This is a genomic window from Flavobacterium sp. GQ95, from assembly GCF_059758655.1.
The window spans coordinates 1-22523 of the sequence record NZ_JCAXEB010000003.1 but is presented as its reverse complement, the minus strand read 5'-3'; the positions used below and the strand labels follow the sequence as shown (position 1 = coordinate 22523).

Annotated in this window: 10 protein-coding genes; all 10 read right to left on the bottom strand. The window is 36.6% G+C overall.

The window, feature by feature from the left end; all coding sequences use genetic code 11:
* Window position 1: 1 nt before the first annotated feature.
* A complete protein-coding gene (locus AC6CH4_RS07250) occupies window positions 2-2335 on the bottom strand; it encodes a DUF5703 domain-containing protein (RefSeq protein WP_498101581.1) in 2334 nt (777 codons plus the stop codon).
* Between the two features lie 203 nt (window positions 2336-2538).
* Window positions 2539-3972 carry a sialate O-acetylesterase gene (locus AC6CH4_RS07245; RefSeq protein WP_498101579.1) on the bottom strand — a complete coding sequence of 478 codons (1434 nt, stop codon included), beginning with the start codon at window positions 3970-3972 and terminating at the stop codon, window positions 2539-2541.
* Between the two features lie 314 nt (window positions 3973-4286).
* Window positions 4287-7709, bottom strand: coding sequence for a glycosyl hydrolase (locus tag AC6CH4_RS07240; RefSeq protein WP_498101577.1), 3423 nt, complete (start codon window positions 7707-7709; stop codon window positions 4287-4289).
* Between the two features lie 371 nt (window positions 7710-8080).
* Window positions 8081-11410 (bottom strand): glycoside hydrolase family 2 TIM barrel-domain containing protein, encoded by a 3330-nt coding sequence (locus tag AC6CH4_RS07235; protein ID WP_498101575.1) that lies wholly within the window; start codon window positions 11408-11410, stop codon window positions 8081-8083.
* 50 nt (window positions 11411-11460) lie between these two features.
* On the bottom strand, window positions 11461-12588 hold the full coding sequence (locus AC6CH4_RS07230) for a glycoside hydrolase family protein (protein ID WP_498101573.1): 1128 nt from the start codon (window positions 12586-12588) through the stop codon (window positions 11461-11463).
* 167 nt (window positions 12589-12755) lie between these two features.
* The gene (locus tag AC6CH4_RS07225) at window positions 12756-14435 is read right to left on the bottom strand and encodes a glycoside hydrolase family protein (protein WP_498101571.1); all 1680 of its coding nucleotides are present in this window, start codon (window positions 14433-14435) and stop codon (window positions 12756-12758) included.
* Between the two features lie 178 nt (window positions 14436-14613).
* Window positions 14614-16797, bottom strand: a complete 2184-nt coding sequence (locus AC6CH4_RS07220; RefSeq protein WP_498101569.1) for an alpha-L-rhamnosidase-related protein — start codon at window positions 16795-16797, stop codon at window positions 14614-14616.
* A 1-nt stretch (window position 16798) separates the two neighbouring features.
* The gene (locus AC6CH4_RS07215) at window positions 16799-18379 is read right to left on the bottom strand and encodes a sodium:solute symporter (protein WP_498101567.1); all 1581 of its coding nucleotides are present in this window, start codon (window positions 18377-18379) and stop codon (window positions 16799-16801) included.
* Entirely contained in the window at window positions 18376-19440 is a 1065-nt protein-coding gene (locus AC6CH4_RS07210) for a Gfo/Idh/MocA family protein (protein ID WP_498101565.1), read from the bottom strand. The genes AC6CH4_RS07215 and AC6CH4_RS07210 overlap by 4 nt, the downstream gene beginning before the upstream one ends.
* A 209-nt stretch (window positions 19441-19649) precedes the next feature.
* Window positions 19650-22160: a right-handed parallel beta-helix repeat-containing protein gene (locus AC6CH4_RS07205; RefSeq protein WP_498101563.1), complete on the bottom strand. Its 2511-nt coding sequence runs from the start codon at window positions 22158-22160 to the stop codon at window positions 19650-19652.
* Between the last annotated feature and the right edge of the window lie 363 nt (window positions 22161-22523).

Here is a 22523-nt window from a genome sequence, read left to right as displayed (position 1 = left end):
GTTAGTCTAATTTTTTCTTTTCTTCTATTGAAATCCCTAACAGATTTATAATGTCTTTTTCTCTTTCCTGAGGAATCACTTTAATAATTTTTGTAATTCCGTTTTGAAGCTCGGCTTCTATAATAGTATTTTGAGTTGCGTGTAATTTAAAATGAACATTCCAGTTTTTTGGCCAGGCCGGAAAAAGGTAAATTTTCCCATTCGCTTCCTGTAACAACATTTCCTGCATGCCAATCATTCCGGCTCCGCCCCAATTATGATCCGGAACCCAGTCAAAACCCGGACCCCAAAATGCGGGAAATCGTCTTCCGGAATCACTCATTTTTAAGAGATTGTATTTGGCCGCTTCATCGGTTAAACCTAATCTTGCAGCAAAAATGTTATCTTGTTTCCAGCCAATATGACTTCTGAATTTAATGGCATCAGCATCGTATTTCCAGGTATTCAAAGCCGTTTCTAAATCTGGTTTTCCTAGTCCGTAAATTCCCCAGGGATAAACCGGATATAGTTGTGGTACTTCAGAATTATTAACTCTTTCCCACGATTTTGCAGGAACCAATACTTTATGATTTTCGATTGTGCCAAAATTCAAAGGCGGAATTCGCATTTGAAAACCTTTTAAATACTCCAATTCTTCTTTCGATAATTGTTCCGAAGAAAGATTTAATAGCTTTTCTGTAACTACCTGCAAAGCGGCAATTGTGCTATTAGAATTATTGGCCATTTTATACGTTTCGGCACCTGAACCCGGAAATAAAATTAGTTTTCCGTTTCCGTCCAACGCTTTTCTGCCTCTTTGTTTGGCGAGATATTGATAGTGTTCATCAAAAAATCGAAGGCAGCTTATGATAAACAAATTGTATTTCTGAATGTCTTCTTTTGCAAATTCCTTTTGCTGCAACATCATTTGGCAGAATTCAAAAACGGTGTCCCATTCATATTCCAGCCACGCATTATACTCCATTCCCGGATCGTAATCTGCGGGACGTTTCCATTCGTATTCTGCCGGATTTGGCAAACCAAAATTTTCCAATTGTTCTGTAAAAGCGGCTCCGTTATGATTCCAATACACTTTACTTCTTAGTTCTGCATTTTTTTGCAAACTCAGATAATAATCCAATTGCGATTTCATCATATCAAAATCACCACTTTTTAGCATCGGAAAATAAACCAGTCTTTGATTTTGAGCGGTCATGGTTCCTCCACCCCAATTCCTGAAATCAGGTGTGAAATTTAAATCCGCATTAGTAAAAACCGGATCAACTGTAAATAATCCGCCGTTGAATTTTGTTGGATATTTTCCGTAGGCATTGCACCCCAACATGTATCGAAACAATTGATAATTTTTTCCGATTTGATAAACCGAGTCTTTTTCAGCAGTATTATTTTTTTGAGTATAAATAAAACTGCGATTCCAGAAATTATTCCACCAGTTGATCGTATTTTTTTCTGCTTTTTTGGAAATCGTTTTATATTCTGAAATTTGATTCTTCAAACCCTTTTCCCAGGAAGATTGTTGGGCAGATTGATTGGTATATAAATGAATTTGAAGGTTCTCTTTTTTAGACGGTTTTACACTTGAAAGTGAATAACCCTTAAAATCGGTATCCTGATATTTTCCTAAATAAGTTCTGTCTGATTTTAAATTTATCCCCGTCATGAATCCGCCAAAAGTTAGATTTGCTAAAGGATTCAGCATCTGATCTTTTACCGATTCCATTTTTTGTTGTTTTACCGCAACATCAAAAACAGTTTGTTCTCTGTTTCTATGGTAAAATTGGATACCATTATTTTCAACTGAAACCGAATCTTTAAAGGTAAAAATTTCACCTTGTGGTGCCCATTTATAAGAATTGGCATTATTTGCTTTTCCTTTTGATGGACGGTTGAAATGACGCCAGGTTTCATAAGAAGCCGTCATTTTCAATGGAGCTTTACTTTCTAAATCTAAATGAATTACCGGTTTAAAAACATCAACCCAAAGCTTGATTTTAGTATTATTCTGAGCAATCGAAATATAGCCGTCTTTTAAAACCAGTTCCTGACGAAAACCTTCATTATCTTTAAACGGGTTTGGAGTCAAAGTAACTTTTACGCGACCTAATTTTAATAAAGTATTATGCTCGTCGAAAGTTCCGCTACGCGAAAAGTAGAAATATAAATCTCCTTTTTCAACCCAAACATTCAAACCAATATCGCCGCCTCCTAAAGGCATAGATTCTGATGAATTAGTACTTTGCGTACTCCAAACAGGATTATAATTTTGAAGCACAGGAGTTTGCGCCTTTATGAAAAGCGTAGTGAAAAGAAAAAATAATATTATTGTATTTTTCACACTTATTTATTTAGACGTAAAATTATTTAAAAGTGGAGCTTCACTTTATATTTAACGTTTTTTATAATCCTAATATTTTTTTGTTTAAGGAAAGACCTGACAGCTATAAAATAGCTGTCAGGTTTAATCCAAATTTTTAACTAATCAAGTAATAACTTAAATGATAATGATTAGACTAGATAAATTAGAAAAGGTTTAATCGACTACCACTCATCTGTTCGAAAAGAGGATACTGGCAAACCTCCTGCACTAAACAATTCTGCTTTTACAAAATCTTTAAATAAGTAACGAACCGCTACCGGCTTTGTGACTTTATCTGAAGTTAAAACTACTGATTTTCTGCGAACTACCGTTTTAGCAGGATAAAATATTTTGTCATCTCCGGCCAATTCAAAACCGGTTACTTCTTTCTCATATGACGTAATTCCGTTCGCAACATCATCAAAAGAAACGGTTACCGAATTATCTTTTATTTCCATTGATTTGTATTTTGGGCTTTCAAATTCGAAACCTTCAATGCCATACGTTCTTGCCAAAGCCTGATAAGCCAAACGGCTTCCGCCTTTTTCCTTATCCATTGGGTGAATGCTGTTTTCTTCCCCAATATCCATTAAAACTGCCATAGCCGAATTCGGAATTTCCTTTGCAGCTTTCAATTGTGCTTCTCTCAAATAAGCCGAATTATATTTGTCCAAATAATCTTTTGGATGAAATGACGCATAATTAAAAGGCGCAATCTGAGCGTAATAAAAAGGGAAATCACCTTGTTTCCATAACGCTCTCCAACTGCTTACCATCTTTTTCATTAAATTTTTATACTCAGCAGCTCTTTCGTAATTTGATTCGCCCTGATACCAAATACAGCCTTTGATGCCGTAACCAATAACTGGTGAAAGCATTCCGTTAAATAAAGTCGTTGGAACACGATTGGGATCTTTAGCTAATTCTTCTTTTGTGGTTGGAATTTTAGCGCTTGCAAAATCTTTCAGCATTTCCTGATTCATCCAGGCTTCCATGCTTGAACCTCCATACGAAACATGAATTAATCCCACCGGAACATCTAAAACTTCCTGCAAAAGTGATCCAAAATACCAGGCTGTCGCACTAAAATTTGATGTTGATTTTGGTGAAGCTACCTCCCATTTTCCTTCAAAATCAGTTAAAGGTTCTAAAACCGTCGCACGCGGAACCGTGATCAAACGAATGTTTTTATTGGTTGATCTCACAATAATATCATTTCCATTTGTTACGGGTTGCCCCTGAAAACCTTTTAAAGGCATTTCCATGTTGGATTGTCCTGAACACAACCAAACTTCGCCAATCAGGACATTTTTTACCGTTACTTTTTCAGTTCCTTCTGTAACTTCAATGGTAAATGGGCCTCCGGCAACGGACGTTTGTAAATCTACTTTCCATTTCCCTGAATTATCAGCTTTTGCTTTATAAATTTTAGAATTCCATGACGTTTTTATAGTCAGATTTCCATTCTTTTCTGCCCAGCCCCACATTGGCGCATTTGATTTTTGCTGCAATATCATATTGTCTGAGAACAATGCTGGTAATTTGATTTTTGCGTTAATTTGGAAGCTTCCAAAAAGCGCAATTAAGGCAATAAAAATGTGTTTAAAATTTTTCATTTTATTTTATTCTTTAAATTATCTTAAAGATATGTCGCTCCTCTGGAGCTAAACTAATCTCAACATTCTTTCTTTCTATAAATATTTCGCTCCTACGGAGCTTTTTAATCCCATCGGCCGATATATTTATTAAATAGGCACCAATTTCAACACTCTTTTTCTATAAACATTTCACTCCTACGGAGCTTTTTAGTCCCATCGGGACGATATGTTTATAGAAAGAAATAACACCCCGAAAATTAGCTCCGGAGGCGCGATATATTCCTGCTTAATATTCATTTTCTTTTGTCACAGATTAAAGATTTAAAAGGATTTTAGTCTCTGAAAGCTGTGGCTATTTTCTCTTTTACAATCGTAACCGGCCCTAACAATCCGGCTTTTAATAATATTCCTTCCTGCAATCTAAAAGGCGCTGTTGTCCATGTTAATCTTTCTTCTTTTGGTAATTTTTCATCGCCAATTAATCGGTTTGCCCAGGTATTTGTTACTTTAATTTCTATCGTATTTTTTCCTTTTTTCAAAGCTTCCGAAATATCTGCTTTGTATGGAAAAGTCCAGATTGTTCCGCAGTTGACTCCATTTATGGTTACCTCAGCAATATTGGCAATTGTCCCTAAATCAAGCCAGAATTTCTCGTTGGTTTTTCCTTTCCAGATAAATTCTTTTTTATAAACTGCTGTTCCCGAATAATATTTAATCGGATCATTTGTAGAAGTGCTCCAGTCAAATAGTTTATTTGTCTTTACAATTTCTTTTGGTCCGTGAAATTCTGGATCGAATTGTATTTCCCAATTTTCATTTAAGGTTTGTACGTTTTCAAATTCTGAACCTTTATGATAATCCCTTATCATAACCTCTTTTAGTTTATCTTTAAAAATTACAAAACCAGATTCATTGGCATCTAAAGTCAATGAAACGATTGTTCTATCATTTAAAATCATCCAACTACCTACGTCCGAAGTTTTGTCATTAACCGGATTGTACCATTGCGGAATCTTTCCTGCTATTCTAAACGAAGCTTCAAACGAACGCTTTTCTTCTTTTTGATTAGAGATGAAATAAATATCTTCGGTATCGGATTTACGGTGTGTCCAGGCAATAGTTTCTGAATCGGCTCTGTTTAATTTCGGAAAATAAAGATCTTGTTCTATTCCGATTGAAGCAAAATCATTTCCTAAATACGGCAATTTAATAATGGTTCCTTTTCCGATTTTCCAGGTTGATGCATTCGAATTATTATTCCAGATTTCATCTATTACATTCTGCCATTTTGTATGATCTTCATCAGAATGCATTCCAGGTTGCAAATCTGGCTTTTCATCAACAAAAACAGTTGCTCCCTCTTTTACTAATTGCAGCATTTTTTCGGCTGCAGCCAAAGAAATCATTTTATTGGGCGCCATTTTATGACTTCCCGGAAATAATAAAGCTCCATATTCGATTCCGCCACCAAAAGAGATTTTTCCATTTTCAACTTTAGCATTGTTGATTAAAACATCGGCATTAAAAGAATCATATTGATAACCATTTAGAGGATTTATCCATTGCGATAAATCAGTATTATTTTTAGAATACGTAACTTCTTTCGGCATTTTTGTTGTTGGCTGCCCGTCATTTTCCAAACGTATTTTTTCGCTTTCCAATCTTTCCTTTCCAAATACATTCGGAATAAAAGGCACTAAACGATCCGGCACAAAAGAACGCGACGGAAAATCTTCGCCAATAAAAACTGCTAAATCTATAATCGGTTTTCCTTTTTGCAATTGCAATTGCACTCTTTGACAATAATCAAACCAGGCTTTTCCCGGTTTCCACCAGGTTTGGTCTCTTTGGAAAAAACTTCCGATATCGTCTAAAGTCATTCCGGGTTTTCTGTCTGTCCACGGATTATGTACAAAAACGTGGTAAAACAATCGGTTAATTCCTAAAGCGTAATTGCGATCAGCGGTTGTTTTTAAGTTTCCGGGATGTTCGTCCCAATCCATTCTTAAAGCTGTGAAAGATTCGGCCTGAATAATATCTTTTCCATAAATATGTCCGCCAGAAATGGCGTCCATCATATCAAAAGGTTTATCGTGCGTTGGGCTTTTTAACCAAAATTCTCCGCTCGGATAATCGACATATTTAAAATGCAATAACGCATCGCTGGTTACAACAGGTGCTACGTTTTCTGAGCTTAATTTTACGTTGTTTTCTTTGGCGATTTGAGCAACAGTTCCGTAGAAATTATCAGCTACTAATTCGGCAATGGTTTTGCGAACATCGTATAAAACTTTCTCAGAAACATCGGCACTTTCAATTGGAATTCCGGCCATAACAGGCAAATAATCTGCCAAATTATAACCTCGTCTTTTTTGAAATTCAGCCTGAAAAACGGACGACCAGTTTTGACTTCCACATTCCCAACTATCAAAATGTAAAATTTCTAAAGTTTTTGCAGCCAAATCAGGTCCGATAGTGCGAACCATTTCACCAAACCAATGATCGAGCTGAAAACGAATTAATTCGGGATTAAATTTGTCGACTTCTAAACCTTTTCCGGCTCCGCCCGTAGCATTTTCATGACCGGTAGAAGTATGTCCCATTCGGATAATTTTCCATTTTCCTTTCGGTGCTTTCCAATTCAAATTTCCGTTAGCATCCACCAAATTTGAAATATTAATGATTTCTGATTTTTTGAATGACTCAGAATCTGGAATTTGTTTAGCCGAAGTTTCCGGACTCAAACGCCAGATGGCTCCTGATTTTCCTTCGTAATTATCAATCATGGCCTGATTCGAAAGCGTAATTTTACTGACTTTTAAATTCTGTTTCCATTTCGCAAAATCCAAATCTTCGGCACCAGGTTCAGTTCCAACAGGATCGTAAACAAATCTGAAATATTTTGCAGTCACTGGCGCAATAACATGTGTATGCGCATAATCCATATCTTGCCAACCGTGACGAGAGGCAACCATTCTTTCGTGGAATTTAAAATTAACTCCGTCATTGCTTACCTCAACAATTAATCGCTGCGCCTGAAAATCTCTTCCTTTCGTTTCAATTGCGATTGATTTGCACATAAACGTTTTTTCAAATTCATATTGAATCCATCCTTTTTCAGCAAATTTAAAGTTCTCGTCTTTTTTAGGATCAGCCAAAAATGAGGCATCTGTATTGTTTGAAGTCGTAACTTTTGGTAATTGTAATTGCGAATTGGTTTGATATTCTTTTATCGGAATGGCAAAAGTCGCAATGTCTTTATAATAGTCCTTGTAATGTTCCGGAACTGGTAATTTTGAAGTAATCGTTTTTCCTCCCGCAATTTCTGTTGTTGACCAAACAATTTTTTGCATCGACATTTCCGGGGTAATCCAGGGTCCACCGGCAACGGCAAAACCATCAGCACCGTGAAAAGCCATTTTTAAACCTAATCGATTTGCTTCCTGAAAAGCCCAATGAATCATATCCCAAAATTCCGGTGTCAATTGCAAAACCGGCGGATCTATCAATGGCGGATTGGCAGGACCTTTAATGGTCATTAGATAGGCACCTGCAATTCCGGCTTGTTTCATCGCTTCTAAATCGGCTGTGATTCCCGCTTTAGAATAAGCTGATTTCATCCAATACCAATACACCCAGGGTTTTGAGGATTCGATTGTGGGCTGGAATTCTGTTGTTTCTTTTTTATGAAGTTCCTGTGCGGAAACGAATCCCGCAAAGAGTAACAATAAAAAGAGGTGTTTTTTTTGAAACATGCTTTGCTTTTTTTCTTTTTTGTCATCCTGACGAAGGAAGGATCACACTAGTAGCTCGACAAAGATTGGCGATTCTCTTTGCGGAGTTTCGTGTGTCATCTTTCCTTCGTCAGGATGACAAACTGTAACTTTATTTATCTACGAAAACCCGACAGGTTTTAAAAACTTGTCTGGTTTAATTTATCATTACAAAATATAGCCAATGGTTTCAACCATTGGGACGTAACGTGATTTCACAATACGTTTCCCGAGGTTGAAACCTCGGGCTATGTTTGATTATCTGTGTCGAATTCTTGTGTCATTTCTCCTTATATCAAAATGACAAACTGCATCGTTAAATTTTTAGTTTTTAATTTTACAATTATCAATTACTAATATTTAAATCTTTTCAAACTTTCTTCCAATCCATTTTTTGTTGCTGAAAACGGAACTAAATAAAAACTGTATTGATAATCTCCTGATTTAATTTGATATTTTTCTAAAGGCTGAGCTACTGCTGTCCAGCTGTCATTTCCTCCCACTCCCATCTGAATCAAATCGATATTCACGGTTAAAAATCCAGGATCTTTTAAATCAAAAGTATGTTTAGCAGCACTTAAATTTTCCTGTGTATACGGCCAGGCGCTCATGCTTAAAACTTTGGCATCATCAACAACCAATAAACCTTTATTCTTTTGCGGCGTTGTAAAAGCCATCCATCTTACTTCGGTTCTGTTGGCGTTTTCCTGAGGTTTTACATAATGCTCCAGAAAACCATTTATTGGTAAGGAATATTTTCCAACAAACGAACCAAAGCTTCTGTCAATATAGTTTTCTAATTCACCTTTTCCGTACCACGAAATTTGATCAAACTTTCTTTGAACTCCCATTTGCATTCCGATTTTTGGAATGTTTGGTAATTTATTGGTGGCTTTCAAGCTGTAGTCTACTTTTATAATTCCGTTTTGATTGATTTTATAAACAATCTGAACTTGCGCGCTGTCTTTTATAATTTCATAATCACTTGTAATTATCGTTCCGTCAATTGCGATTGCCATTTTTGTATTCACCAATTTTGGTTTTGCCTGATACCATGGTTTTAAGACTTTATGCGATTTCCATCCTCTTTTATCATTATCGGTAAGCGGTCTCACAAAATTAGGTAACAACGGAGCAAAAACTTGTTCTTCGCCATTGAAAACGTACGAATTCAACGCTCCATTTGTTTTACTGATATTGATGTCGAAGTTTTTTCCTTTGATTTTAAAATCAGCATCGGTTTCTGTGGTTTTAAATTTTGAATCTTTTTCGTTTTTAAAATCAAGTACTACATCTGATTTTTTCAACAGAAATTGATCTTCCGCGACAGCGTAACCTTTAGAAGCCCAAAGCTCGTCTTTTGAAAGTTGGAATTCAATATTCAGAAAATATTCGGCATCCTTTTTCAATTTTGGCAAATACTGTTTTACATCTAAAACGGTAGATTGTCCGGCCTCTAAATTGAAAGGTTTTAATATTTGAGTTTTGATAACATTTCCGTTTTCCAATATTTTTAAGACTGGAACATAATCTGCCAGAGATTTTACCGCCTGACGATTTTTAATTTCTAATTGAAAGTTGTCTCTTAATGTACTTGTCGCTGGCTGATAAATCCATTTATTTTCATAAATCGATCCTTTTGGTTTTCCGTTAGAATCAACAATTCCTTTTGTATTGAAGTTTCCATCGTGGTATTTTTCACCAAAATCTCCTCCATGAGCAAAAAACTCCTGACCCGTTGCAGGGTCTTTTTTCACCAATCCCTGATCTTTAAATTCCCAGATACAACCTCCTATCACTCTTGGAAGCGAACGGAATTCATCCCATAATTCTTTAAGATTTCCAACCGAATTTCCCATAGCATGACAATACTCCACAAAAATAATTGGTCGTGTATCTTTCTTTTGATCCACCAAAAATTTAGGTGTAAAAACTCCCGGATAAAATCGGCTTACCATATCAACATACGGTTCATCCTGCGGATTTTCAAATCGGTACGCGTGATCGATCGTTTTTGGATATCTCGGATCAAGCGGATCGATATAACCTTCTAATCTCGGATTTCCCTGCGCCGGCTCATAGTGCACCGGACGCGTAATATCAAAATCGTGAACCCAACCCGACATGGCAGCGTGATTTGGTCCTTTTCCACCTTCATTTCCTAAACTCCAGAAAACTACTGATGGATGATTTTTATCTCTTTCAACCATTCTGGTCATGCGCTCTAAATAGGCGTTGGTCCATTTTGGATCATTGGCTAATTTCCCGCCAATTCCGTGTGTTTCCTGATTCGCTTCGTCCATCACCATGATTCCGTATTGATCGCATAATTCATAGAAATAAGGATCGTTAGGGTAATGGCTGGTTCTTATTAAATTGAAATTGAACTTTTTAATGGTCGTAATATCCTGTTTGATATCGTCCCTATTTACCGCTTTTCCTTTTGTGGGATGCTGATCGTGACGGTTTACACCATACACATAAGTTTCTTTTCCATTGATGAGCATTTTTCCATTCTCTTTAGAAAATTCGATAGATCGAAAACCAACTTTACAGCTTTTTGCTTCTGTAATATTTCCGTTGGCGTCTTTTATCGACATTACCAAAGTGTACAAATTCGGTTCTTCAGAACTCCATTTTTTTGGATTCGTAATGTTTTCTTTGAACATTCCAAAACGCACATTATCCAAACGAGGATAACTTTCGTTGATCATGTCGATAACGGGTTTTTGAAGTGGTTCTTTAAATAAAGCCACATTATTAGCATCGTATAATTGTGCCTGAAAAGTATAATCTTTGATTTTTTCGCCTGTTAAATTTTCAACTTTTGGTCTTAGCTGAAAAGAAGCATCTTTGTATTCTTTGTCTAATTTGGTTTGATAAAAGAAATCCTGAATACGCAATTTTGGCTCGGCCATAATAAAAACTTCACGCTGGATTCCGCTTACGCGCCAATGATCCTGATCTTCCAGATATGAACCATCTGTCCAGCGAATTACCTGTACTGACACTACATTTTCTCCTTCTTTCAAATAAGGCGTAATATCAAATTCTGAAGGCAGACAGCTATCCTCTCCATATCCTAAAAATTCTCCGTTTAACCAAACCTGGAAACCGGAACTTACTCCGCCAAAATGCAAAGTAATGGTCATACCTTTCCAATTTTCCGGAACGGTAAAAGTGCGTTGATAGGAACCAACACCATTATAATCTTTAGGAATAAAAGGCGGATTTATAGGTCTGAAAGGATAAACCGCACTTTTGTAAATCGGAATATCATAGCCTTTTAATTCCCAGTTGGATGGTACTTCGATTTTGTCCCAACCAGCAACTCTACTTTTATAGAAATCTTTTGAAGCTTCTTTTAAGTTTGAAGCGTATTTAAAATCCCAATCGCCGGTTAACATTTTAAGTCGGCTTTTGGTTCGGTCTCCTTTTAGGGCGTCTTCGATATTGGTGTATGAATATCCCGTTGCTCTTGAAGGTTGCCTGTTAATACTTGTTACCGTTGGATCTTCCCACGGAGCAAATTCGTATTTTTTTGGGACTTCAGGAATTCCTGCAGGTTCTCCGGTAACGGATTGAGCCTGAACGCTGACTGCTAACAGTAAGTAGTAAAATGTGAAATGTAAATTGTGAATCGAAAATCGAAACTTGAATAACCATTGACCTATTTTAACCATAATATTTTATATAACTGCAATCTGAATACTGAGACTGCGACTGAATACTTTTATTTCTTTTCTTTTTTCTCTGGCGGTGCCACAAAATTCATTTCACTTTTACCTAAATCTTTAGAAGTTGCAATGGCAATTCCTCTTTGTTCAGCTTTATTTACCGCACAATAAAAATGATACACTACTCCATCGTGTTTTACAACAAATGATTTGTGCGCAAACATATTATCATAAGGTTCAGACGATTTAATTAAATCATCACCTTTCCAGTCGGTCCAGTTTACTAAATCATTCGAAACTGCAAAACGGTTAAATGCACCTTGATTCCAACCCGTCCAAAAAGCTCCAAAATAGAACATCACCCAAGTATCATTAATGCGCTGAATATAGGCATCTCCTGAGATTCCTTTATGATGATTGATTAAAGGTTTATTACCATAACGCTTCCATTCTTTCATATCATTCGATACTGCCATAGCGATACGCTCTGCGCCTTTAGCAGGATTTAGACTATCACCACGAGCATTGTAATACATGATAAAATTGTGACCTGTAACTTTGTCCTTATCGCGAATCACACTGTTTTTATACATGGTACTGTTATCCCACCATCTGGCGTCTTTATCTTTTGGAGTTAAAACCGGATTTTCTAAACGCTCAAATTCGTGTGGTTTTGTCGGAGATTCTTTGGTGTACGCCATTCCGATTGATAATACTCCGGCTTCGTAACCTTTGGTGTTTCCACCAAAATAACTCATCCAATATTTGTCATCGTATTTTTCCCATTCGTAACTTCCACCCCAGGTTGGGTCTTGCAACGAAATATATCCTGCTTTTTGGTTGACATCCCAATGTTTTTCATTTTCTGAGAAAGACATTACTTTTCCTAAATATTTCCAATGCAATAAATCATCACTTTCAGCCAGCCAGGTTTCGTAACCTCTTCCATCGTAAATCAAATACGTCATGAACCATTTTCCGTCTTTTCTGAATACACTAGGACAATCCATTTTGTATGAGTTGTCCGTTGGCACCATCACCAAACCGTATTTATAAGGCGTTTTGATTTCGTTGTAAATCTCATGCATTACACTATCAGTAATTTCTCTCTTCTTGTATTTTGTCGTTGCGCAACTAGTTACGAAAAGTGCTGTAATGGCGATAAGTAAATATTTAAGTTTCATTTTTTTTGGTTTTAGCCACGAAGGCGCTAAGGCACTAAGTTTTTTATTTCTTTGCGACTCTGCGACTTTGCGTGAAATTAATTCAAGCTGGTGAAAATCACGCAAAGTCGCAAAGTTTCTATATTCTATTCTCTATACTCTTGTTTCTTTCCTCTTGACTCTTGACTCTATTTCAACTCTTTCAATCGAGATTCCATTACCTCTTTGTTCAGTTTAACTTTTACCATTCCTGTCGGGTGAAATCTTCTTTTCAGATCGATGGCGTTGTATACGATTGTATAAACGTCGTTTCCTTCGGGAATTAAACACAAAGGCGTTCGCATAATATCCCACCATTTATCGACTTTTGTTTCTATGGGCAGGTAGCGTGCTTCTCCCCAATTGATTCCGTCTTTCGAAAGTGAATATCCAATCATATTTGGTAAATGATGTCCCCAGCCGTCCGGGCCTCCATCAAAAATGGCGATGTACATTCCGTTTGGTAATTGACTTACTATTGGATTTTCTACAAACTGCGGGTGCATTGATTTAATTGGTTCCAAACCTTTATTCATTCTTTGCCACGGGCCTTCTAAACTTTTTGATTCGGCCAAAGCGACAAACCAGCCTTTTCCTGATTTCTTTGGATAATCTGCCCAGGAATTAAACGGATATGCTCCGCTATAGAATCCGAAGTATTTATCGCCTACTTTATATGGAAAAAAGGAAGCAACTCCCTGACGTCCTTCCCAAGGCTGAGAATCCAGACCTGGCTCCATAATGATTCCCATATCTTTATAGGGACCGCCAATTCCGTCAATTCCATCTACTGTTGATTCGCAACGCCAAATTCTTCCGAAAGAATGATTCGGTTCTATTGTTTTACTAACCGTGTAAGCTAAATAATAGCCGTACCATTTGTTTGCCTTTTCGTTAAAAACCGGCATATACGACCAAATTGCGGCACGGCGATCATTCATTGGATTATCGTCTTCTGTTACCGCGTACGTTCCACTTGCCTGATAAATTGTCGATTCTCTTTTCCATTTGACAGCATCTTTACTCGTCCAATGTCCGATTCGGGTTTTTACACGATCATAATAATAATCAACTCCTTTTTCGCCGGCTCTTTCTGTTGGAAACATATGATAGGTTTCGCCAACTTTTACCATACGACCGCCTTCAAAACCTCCCTGAATTTCTTCGGTTCCGGACATTCCTTCGTCTATAACGGGTTTGTTTTCTCCACCGATGATTTCGAAAAGTGGTTTTTCATCTGAAAATCCTTCGACGATGAAAGTTGGGTTCCATAGTTTTCCGTCTGGAAGTGCTGCGTTTCTAGATTCTAGTTTTTGACTTTCTTTCACAACTCCTAAAATGGCAAATAAACCTTTCCCAGGAATTACAGTTTGAGTTCCTTTTGAATAGGAAACAGCATACACATTTACGGGAGGTAAACCTGTAATTGTTGCTCCATTTTCTAAGATTAATTTGGCTTTCGCCGAATTATTAAATTGAAGATATTCTAGGTTTTCTTTCTCCTGAAAAACACCAATTAATACCTGAACATTTTCTTTAAATTTTAATTTTAACGGCGTATCTGTTCCACTTTTATATTGATTTAAAGGAAGTTCAACACCCGTTAAACCTTCTAATTCTGGTGCTAATCGAACGATATTGTGTTTACTTCCCGAAAACACATGTGCGTATTGAGTTGTTTTGAAGGTTTTGTATTTATTAACTACTTCAAAAGGGGCTTGTTTCCATGTTGAATTTTGTGCCAAAACTGAAAATTGAAAGCACAACGAAAACAACAACAGAAAAGCTGCTTTTAATTTGAAATTGTATTTTGTATTTTTTGAAAACATTGGTTTTTTATTTTTAAAACTTAAGCTCAATCTTGTCATTGCGAGGAACGAAGCAATCACATTTACAACATCAAACTTTGCTTATTATTAGTGAGGTTGCTTCGTTCCTCGCAATGACAAACTAGACGTTACAGACTATGGGCTAATGACTAATCACTAAGAACTAATTACTAAGAACTTAAATCGCTTTATAACTCACTTTATATTCCACATTCGGCTTCACAATCAATTGATATTTATTTTTAGCTAATGTTGTAATCGTTCCTGAATTTGTCTTTGGCTTACCTGAACTTTCAAAAATCAATTTTCCTTCGCCTTCCCCTGCTTTTACTTTGATTTCTTTGGTACTGCAGTACAATGCTACTTCACCATTTGGTGTTGGCACTTTTCCCTCCATCCATTGTAATCCGCCTAAATTGGGTTTGATTTCATATTCTGCATAACCCGGAGCAGTTGGTTTTACACCCAAATAATATTTTCCCAGTAGATAAATTGGACTAGAACCCCAGGCATGGCAAAGACTTTTTCCATAAGGGCGCCCATACATCGCTAAATGTTCTGTTCCTTTTTTGGTTGGATTGTATTCTTCCCAGAAAGAAGTTGCACCTTCTTTTAACATTCCGCCCCAATAGTCTTTCATTTCTTTCAACACATAATCTTGTTCACCCATCGCACACAAGGCTTCCAACTCGTAAAAACGCATGTAGGGTGTTGTAATTTTAAGAACATTATCATTAAGTAACACTTTCTTTTTTATACTTTGTTTTTGTTCTTCATTAAAATAATTGAAAAAAATACCGAACATATTAGCGTATCTGGTTACAATGTCTTGCATTTTACCATCAATACGCTGGTGCTTCATTACGTTTTCTTTTTTATCCCAAAAGACATCAAATAATTTTGTTTTTAAATCATCAGCTAATTTTTCATACTGTTTTTGGTCATCTTTTTCACCTGCAATTTTAGCACTAACGGCCATGGCTTCTAAACTTCTCGCTAAAAGCATTTGCTCAAAACTAACCTCGCCGGTTTTTGGTAATCCGTCTGCCCAATCAATAAAAACCCAATCGCCTTCTAAGGGTTCCAGGAATCCGTTTTTGTTTCTTCTTTCTAAACAGAATTCCATAAGTGATTTCATTCGTGGATAAAAAGTTTTGATAAATTTCGTGTCGCCGGTATGTAAATAGTAATCGTAAACACCCACAAACCAATACAACGAATAATCCATTATGATATTAATATGAGCCGTCACAGGTTCTTTACCACGAAGCGCCAACAGCGTTCTTTCTACCGAAGCCGAATCAAAGAATAAATAATAATTCATTAAATAGCTTTGATATGCGTCGCCTGACCAAACCCAACGGTCGCGTTTAATCCCGTCTATAAAAAATTCGCGAGTTGTTAAATGCATCGTGTAAGCCGACACATCCCAAATTTTATTTAATTGTTCATCCGAAGATTTGAATGCTCCACGATAGTCTAATGGCAAATATTCATAAAGCATCGAAATAGAATCATATTTTACCGTTGCATCTGCTTGTACCTGAACATAGCGGAATGCTTTGGATCCATCATGTGTGTAGGTTTCAGGCTGGTTTCCATCAAAAGATAAATGGTCGAGTGTTTCACATTTGGCAGAATCCAGCGCTTCCTCACGAGATTCACCATAATAAAGCGCTACTTTACCTTTTCCTTTTAAACCGTGAATTTTAATATAACCAAAAGTTTCTTTACCAAAATCTACCAACGCACCAGCTCCTGTTTTTTCTGTTTTTTTTGCGCTTAAAGGTTTGGTTGTTAGTTTAAACCCTGAAGGCTTATTCTCTGGTGAATAAAAATTCCAGGAACCAACAGGTACCCATGGTGTGCCTGATTGTTGTGCTTTTCCATTTTCATCAATCCAAAGTTTATCTTCATTGGTTACCTTCCAGGATGGATCCGATTTAACATACTTACCATCTATATAAATAGCCGGCAACACTTCCTGATTGTATACTTTAAATGAAATTTTATGTTTCCCGGAAGGAATTTTTATTGACTTTGGCTGCCCGTAAACCTGAACACCATCTAAAAGTAATTGAAAAGAGCCTTCCGAGTAGATTTTTACCTCGTCTGGTTCCGGAATATCTACTTCTGTTTGAAAAGTTACCAAGGAATAAGGACTGTAATATTGCCAAAGCGGTGGAAATACTGCTTCGCGTTCCGTACGTCTTACTTGCATTTTATTGCTTAACCAAACTTCAAAATCACCTGGATACCAGATCCATGTCTGGGCAAAAGTATTTTCAGATATCAATAATAATGCGCAAATACAGATTATGGTTTTGAATTTATGTTGAAGAAAAGATGAAAATGTGTCCATATTAATTAAAATTAAAAATGAGGTACAAACTCAAAATTACGATTCCTAAGATAGCAAATAATAATTTGACCTTTTTACTGGTTTTAGGAACATCAGTCTCACTCACAAAATTAGTTTCCGGAGTTTTATCTGCTAATGAAATAATAATCGCTGCTGCTAATAGTGTCGCAAAAATGTAAAATGAAATTAATAAGAAGTGAGGCCAAACTGGGTATTTATCAGCAGGGAAAATCCATAAATATAAAACTCCCACAAATAAACTAAAGGCGGATCCCCAAGATAATGTTGCGTTTACAGCTTTTTTTGTAGTGCGTTTCCAGAAAATACTCAACAAGAAAACAACAGATAAGGAAGGCGCCAAAAATCCTAAAACGGCCTGAAAAATATTAAATAAATTTTGCCCTTTTATATTGTCAATGGCAACGGCAATCAAAATGGCGAACAAACATCCGGCTGCAATTGTGATACGGCCAATTTTAATTTGTTCTTTGATACTCGCTGTCGGGTTGATTTTCTTCACATAAATATCATTAGTAAAAACGGTACTTAAGGCGTTTAATGACGAACCAATTGTTCCAACTAAAACAGCAATCATCACACAAATCACCAAACCGTTCATTCCACTTGGGAATAAATTAGTCACCATTGTCATATATGCGAGATCCGAATTTTTGCCTAATTCAGGATATAAAACATAACACAAAATTCCAGGTAAAATAAACAAAGGCAACGCCAATACTTTTAGCCAGCCAATGAAGTTCACACCCAATTGTCCGTGCTCTAAATTCTTTGCTCCCAAAACACTCTGTACCATCGATTGATCGGTACAGAAAAAAGCAACCGCCGCAACCGGATATCCCAACAAAATAGCCGGCCACGGATAATGTGCGTCGCTTGCAGGCTGCACCAGATTCCAAAAGTTAGAAGGTGTTTTTGCTATTAAGGCGCTGATACCTCCCACTTTTTGTAATCCTAAATAGGATAATGTCAATGAAACAACAATTAATAAAATCATCTGAAAAACATTCACTTTTGCAATGGCTTTCAATCCTCCGGCGAAAGTAAAAATTCCGGAAAAAATGACTAAAACGGTTACACTTTGCCACATCGGAATTCCGAGAATCTGACGTACCAAAACTCCTCCGCTAAATAATCCTAACGATAACCAACTTACCAATATTTTTACCAAAGCGTACCATGCCAAAATATTTTGTGTACTGTCGCCATAACGTTTTCCCATATATTCCGGCATCGTACTGACTTTGCTCGCAATATAACGCGGTGCAAAAACCATGGCCAAAAGCAGTAAAAAAACAAAAGCGTACCACTCAAAATTTCCGGCTACAATTCCGGTTGCGTAACCAATACTTGCAAAAGCCAATAAGGAGGACGGACCAACATTGGTACCCCACATATTAAACCCGATGCTGTACCATTTTAGCGAATTCCCGGCCAGAAAAAGAGTTTCATCTTTCTTGCTTTGTTTCACACTTACAACGTAACCAATAATTAATAAGGCTACTAAATAAACAGCAACGATGATAAAATCTAAGGTTGTTAACTTATCGTAGATACTGTTCATAGCTCATATTCTTTTAAAACATCAGCTATTTTAACTGGCATTCCGGTTTGTAAAGATTTGTCCATCGCCTGTAATAGGGCCACTGTTCCGATACCTTCTTTCATGTCCGGATAAGCTGTGAAATTTTGTTCGATACTGTCTACAAAATATTCCAGATAATTTTGATATTCTCCTGCATGATGGCTTTGCCCTTCAAAACGGAAATAATGTTTTAAGGTGGCATCGCCCCAGGTTATTACTTTTTCTTCACCAGTTTTGTCTGTAATGGCGTAACGCAATTCGTGATAGTCGGCCTGGCTTGCGCCTTCGGTCGCTCTTAGAATTGTGCTCATTCCGCTGTCTCTTTGGGCCGGTTGTGTTGGCGATGTATAAACACCACTAACTCTGGCAATTCTACCATCAGTTGCTTTGAAGATGAAGTGCATCGTATCTTCATTTTTTAAACCCGCGACACTTCCGTTGCTGCTGATCATTCCGTAACCCATTACTTCTTCAATATTGGGCAAATACCATCTGATGAAATCTACAGGATGACTTAAACCGCCGTAAAGCCATTTGAAAGATTGCAATAATGACCATTCTTTTTCTAAAAACCATCTGTGGTCTGCATGATAATGCGCTTCTATTGTAATTAAGTCGCCTATTAATCCTGCTTCAAAATCATTTCTTTGTCTTTTTGCCGGTTCAAAAAATCTTGAACTTTGACCAATAAAAACTTTCTTTCCTGTTTTCTCGCTCAAGGCTAATAATTCTTTTGCATCGGCCAGATTATCGATAAAAGGTTTGGTACACACTACATGTTTTCCGTGAAGTAAAGCTTGTTTCACATGATCAGCATGGAGATGATCTGGTGTGTAAATGGCGATGATATCAATTTCGCTATCCTTTAATAAATCATCGTAATTTGTTGTGTACGAATGAAAATCAAATTCCTTTGCTCTTTGTTTACACAAGTCTTCGTTTCGGTCACATACTTTAACAAGCTCTAATTTCGCGCTTTTTAAAGCTGCCGACATTGTGCTGCGACCTTCTCCAAGTCCTAAAATGGCTATTTTTAACATGAGGATTTATTATTTTAGATTGTTGATTTTAAATTTTAGATTCTTTCTATCAACAATGGTTTTAGTTTTTTTTCTGCCACAGATTAAAGGATTTAAAAGATTTTTTAATCTGTGCTAATCTTTTTAATCTGTGGCAAAATATTTAATTTATTTTCTTCAACGTAAACCCGACAGGTTTTAAAAACCTGTCGGGTTTAACCGATATGTAATTATTTTGACTCTACTTTGTTTAAGAAAATCCAGGTTTCATCTGGTTTTGCGCCTTCGATTCCGGTTTGGTATTTTTTCATTAGGGTATTCCAATCGTCTACATGTGGATTATTTTCTGTTGTTTTTGGATTCAGCTTGTCCAGACTTTCTCCTTTCGGAATACTGATAATCAACATCAATTGTCTTCCGTTTTTGAAAACCTGTAATTGTTGAAAATCGGCGTTGCAGAAACCTTTTGCGATTTCCGGCCATTTTTCAAATTGAGTCGTATGATAATCTACATACTCTTTTTGCAATTTTTCGTCATTTACCAAATTCGCTGTTAAAACGATATTTTCCCATTCTGATGCTGGCTTCGAATCTTTGCATCTTTCAAAATTTTGGAAATCGTAAATCGGTTTTTCGTAAATTTTTATTTCTGCCGATGGATAAGCAAGCGCCAACTTCTTTTTCGTTCTTTCCGGCTGATTCATTTTTCCGTAAATCACCAAATGATTTTTCCATTGGTAGATTGATTCGCCCACAATTCGGAAACCTTTGATTGTTGATTTTACTTTTTCAATATCGAAATCAGAACCGATCATTTCGATCGCTACCGATTTTGGTAATTCCTGTAATCCCCAGGCATCATCAATAATTGCCTCTTTTGTTAAAGCTGTGTATGGCGCTCTGATTCCGGCAGCCTCTTTAATTTTTGTGTTTACGTATGGGTTATTGTTCTCCCAAATATTGCCTTCCGGACCGTTGTTATTTTTTAGGATTTTCTCAGTTGCAATCCAGTTATTTTTGATGGTAAAGCCCTGGCTTCCTTCATCGGTATACAAATACAGCCACAAAAACGGATCGTGTGCGTAGGGGCTATTGTACACTTTATCAATATAATTTTCTTCTATTCGGCTGTTTGGCTGAGAAGAAAGTGTATAAATTCCCGAAACATCATGAAGATGTTTGGCGTAATGATGAATTTTATTGGCTAAAATTTTATTGCCCTCCATTACATTTTTAGTGTGTGTCCAACCCCAACCCATTGAGATTCCGCTATAGGCCACATCCGAAATTTCGTTGTGTTCAATGGTAAGATTTTTTACGAAACCGGCTGCAATCCCTAAACATCCCCAATCTTCGTTGGCAACATTCGTAATTAAATTGTCTGCAATTACTTCATCGGAACAAATTTCTCTTTCATTTTTTATAACTAAAGGCAAATGCGCTTCGAAAGCTTCTTCGGAAAAAACACCGATACTTATAGCATTTCCGCCAATATCTTTAAATAAATTTCCTTTGATGGTATTGTGATTGGTACCTTTATTCAAATCTAATCCGGTTGAAGATAAATGTTCAAAACGACAAGATTCGAATTGATTATTGTGAGCATAATTTAACTCAACAGCTGCTCGTGGTCGCCCCACCCAACCCTGATTTTCCAGATTTTCCTGATTTGGAGTTCCGGGAACTTTCAATTTATAAGCATCCAATAAATACATTCCGGCCTGCAACGGAACGTGACCTTGTTGCGAAGGGCGAAGCCAGTTACTGTATTGAAATGAAATTCCTTTGAAATTAAAATGATGCACCGGAGAATCGATTGTTCCTTTCATCTCCACTAAATTTTCCAGAACGGGAACCGTAACTTTTGCCGAAGTTAGATCTTCACCTGCTCTCGGAATATAATAGATTTTAGCATTTTTTTTATCCAAAAACCATTCGCCTGGTTCGTTCAACATTGAGATTCCGTTGTTCAGATAAAACGCTGAATTTCCGTTGTTTTTTGAAATCCACGGCGCTGGCCACGGATGTTCACTTTGAATTCTACTTTCTGGTTGTTCGAAAGAAAGTCGGGCACTGTCTTTTTGGACTTCAATATTTTTGATACGAAGATTAGCTGTTGACCACCATTGAATGATAAACATTTCCATTCCGGGTTCGTACTTAATGGATTTATTTTTAAAAGGAATCCAGCAAGTTTCTGTTGCCACATCCCAGGAAAGTATACGATCCATTTGGTTTCCAGAAGTGCTTTTGGCTCTCACCGCTTTTTTTCCGTTGACCCATAATTGTCGGTAATTGATAATTTCACCCCCTTTTTGAGGGGCATCGGCTACCCAGATATTTCCTTTTTTTTGTCCGTTTATTATGGTTGTCGATTTTTTCCAGTTTTTAATCTCCAGTCCACCGCTTATAATTGGTCTTGCATTTACATCCGCCTCAATTGTGGTTGGACTTGCGGGAGTTCCTGAATCTTCAGGTCTTACGAATAAAGGTTCGTTTAGGTAATACGTTCCGTCAGTTACGATAATATGAATTCCGTCTTTTATTGATGGATCTTTTAGACGACGTAATTCTCTGGCTTTTCTTATTGCCATGTGAACAGTCGCTAACGGACTTATTTTTGTTCCTGAGTTTGTATCTTTTCCATTGGTCGAAACCCAGATCTCGGCTGCTGTTGCTGAAAACACAGAACAGATGATCAAAAAAAAGATAAGTACTTTATTACGAGTGAGTAAACGCATTTTATATTTTTACTTTTAATAATGCTTAAATATAATTCAGAATGTAAATTTTCTTAGTAAAAAACTTATATTCTAAAGAATTTTAACATTTTATACAATAATTAGGCACCAATTTAAAGTAACCTTAAAATATAAGCATCCTGTACCCTCCTGCTCTCTGTTAAAATAAGTGTGTTTTTTACACATTATATTTTTTTAACGCAAAGAACGCAAAGATTTTTACTCTAGCTTTATATAAAAAAGCACAAAGTTCGCAAAGCTTTGTATTTATTTAGCTTTGCGAACTTTATACTTTTCAAAGATATTCTTAGATAAAAATCTTTGCGTTCTTTGCGGTAAAAATAATTAGAAAAAAAATAACGC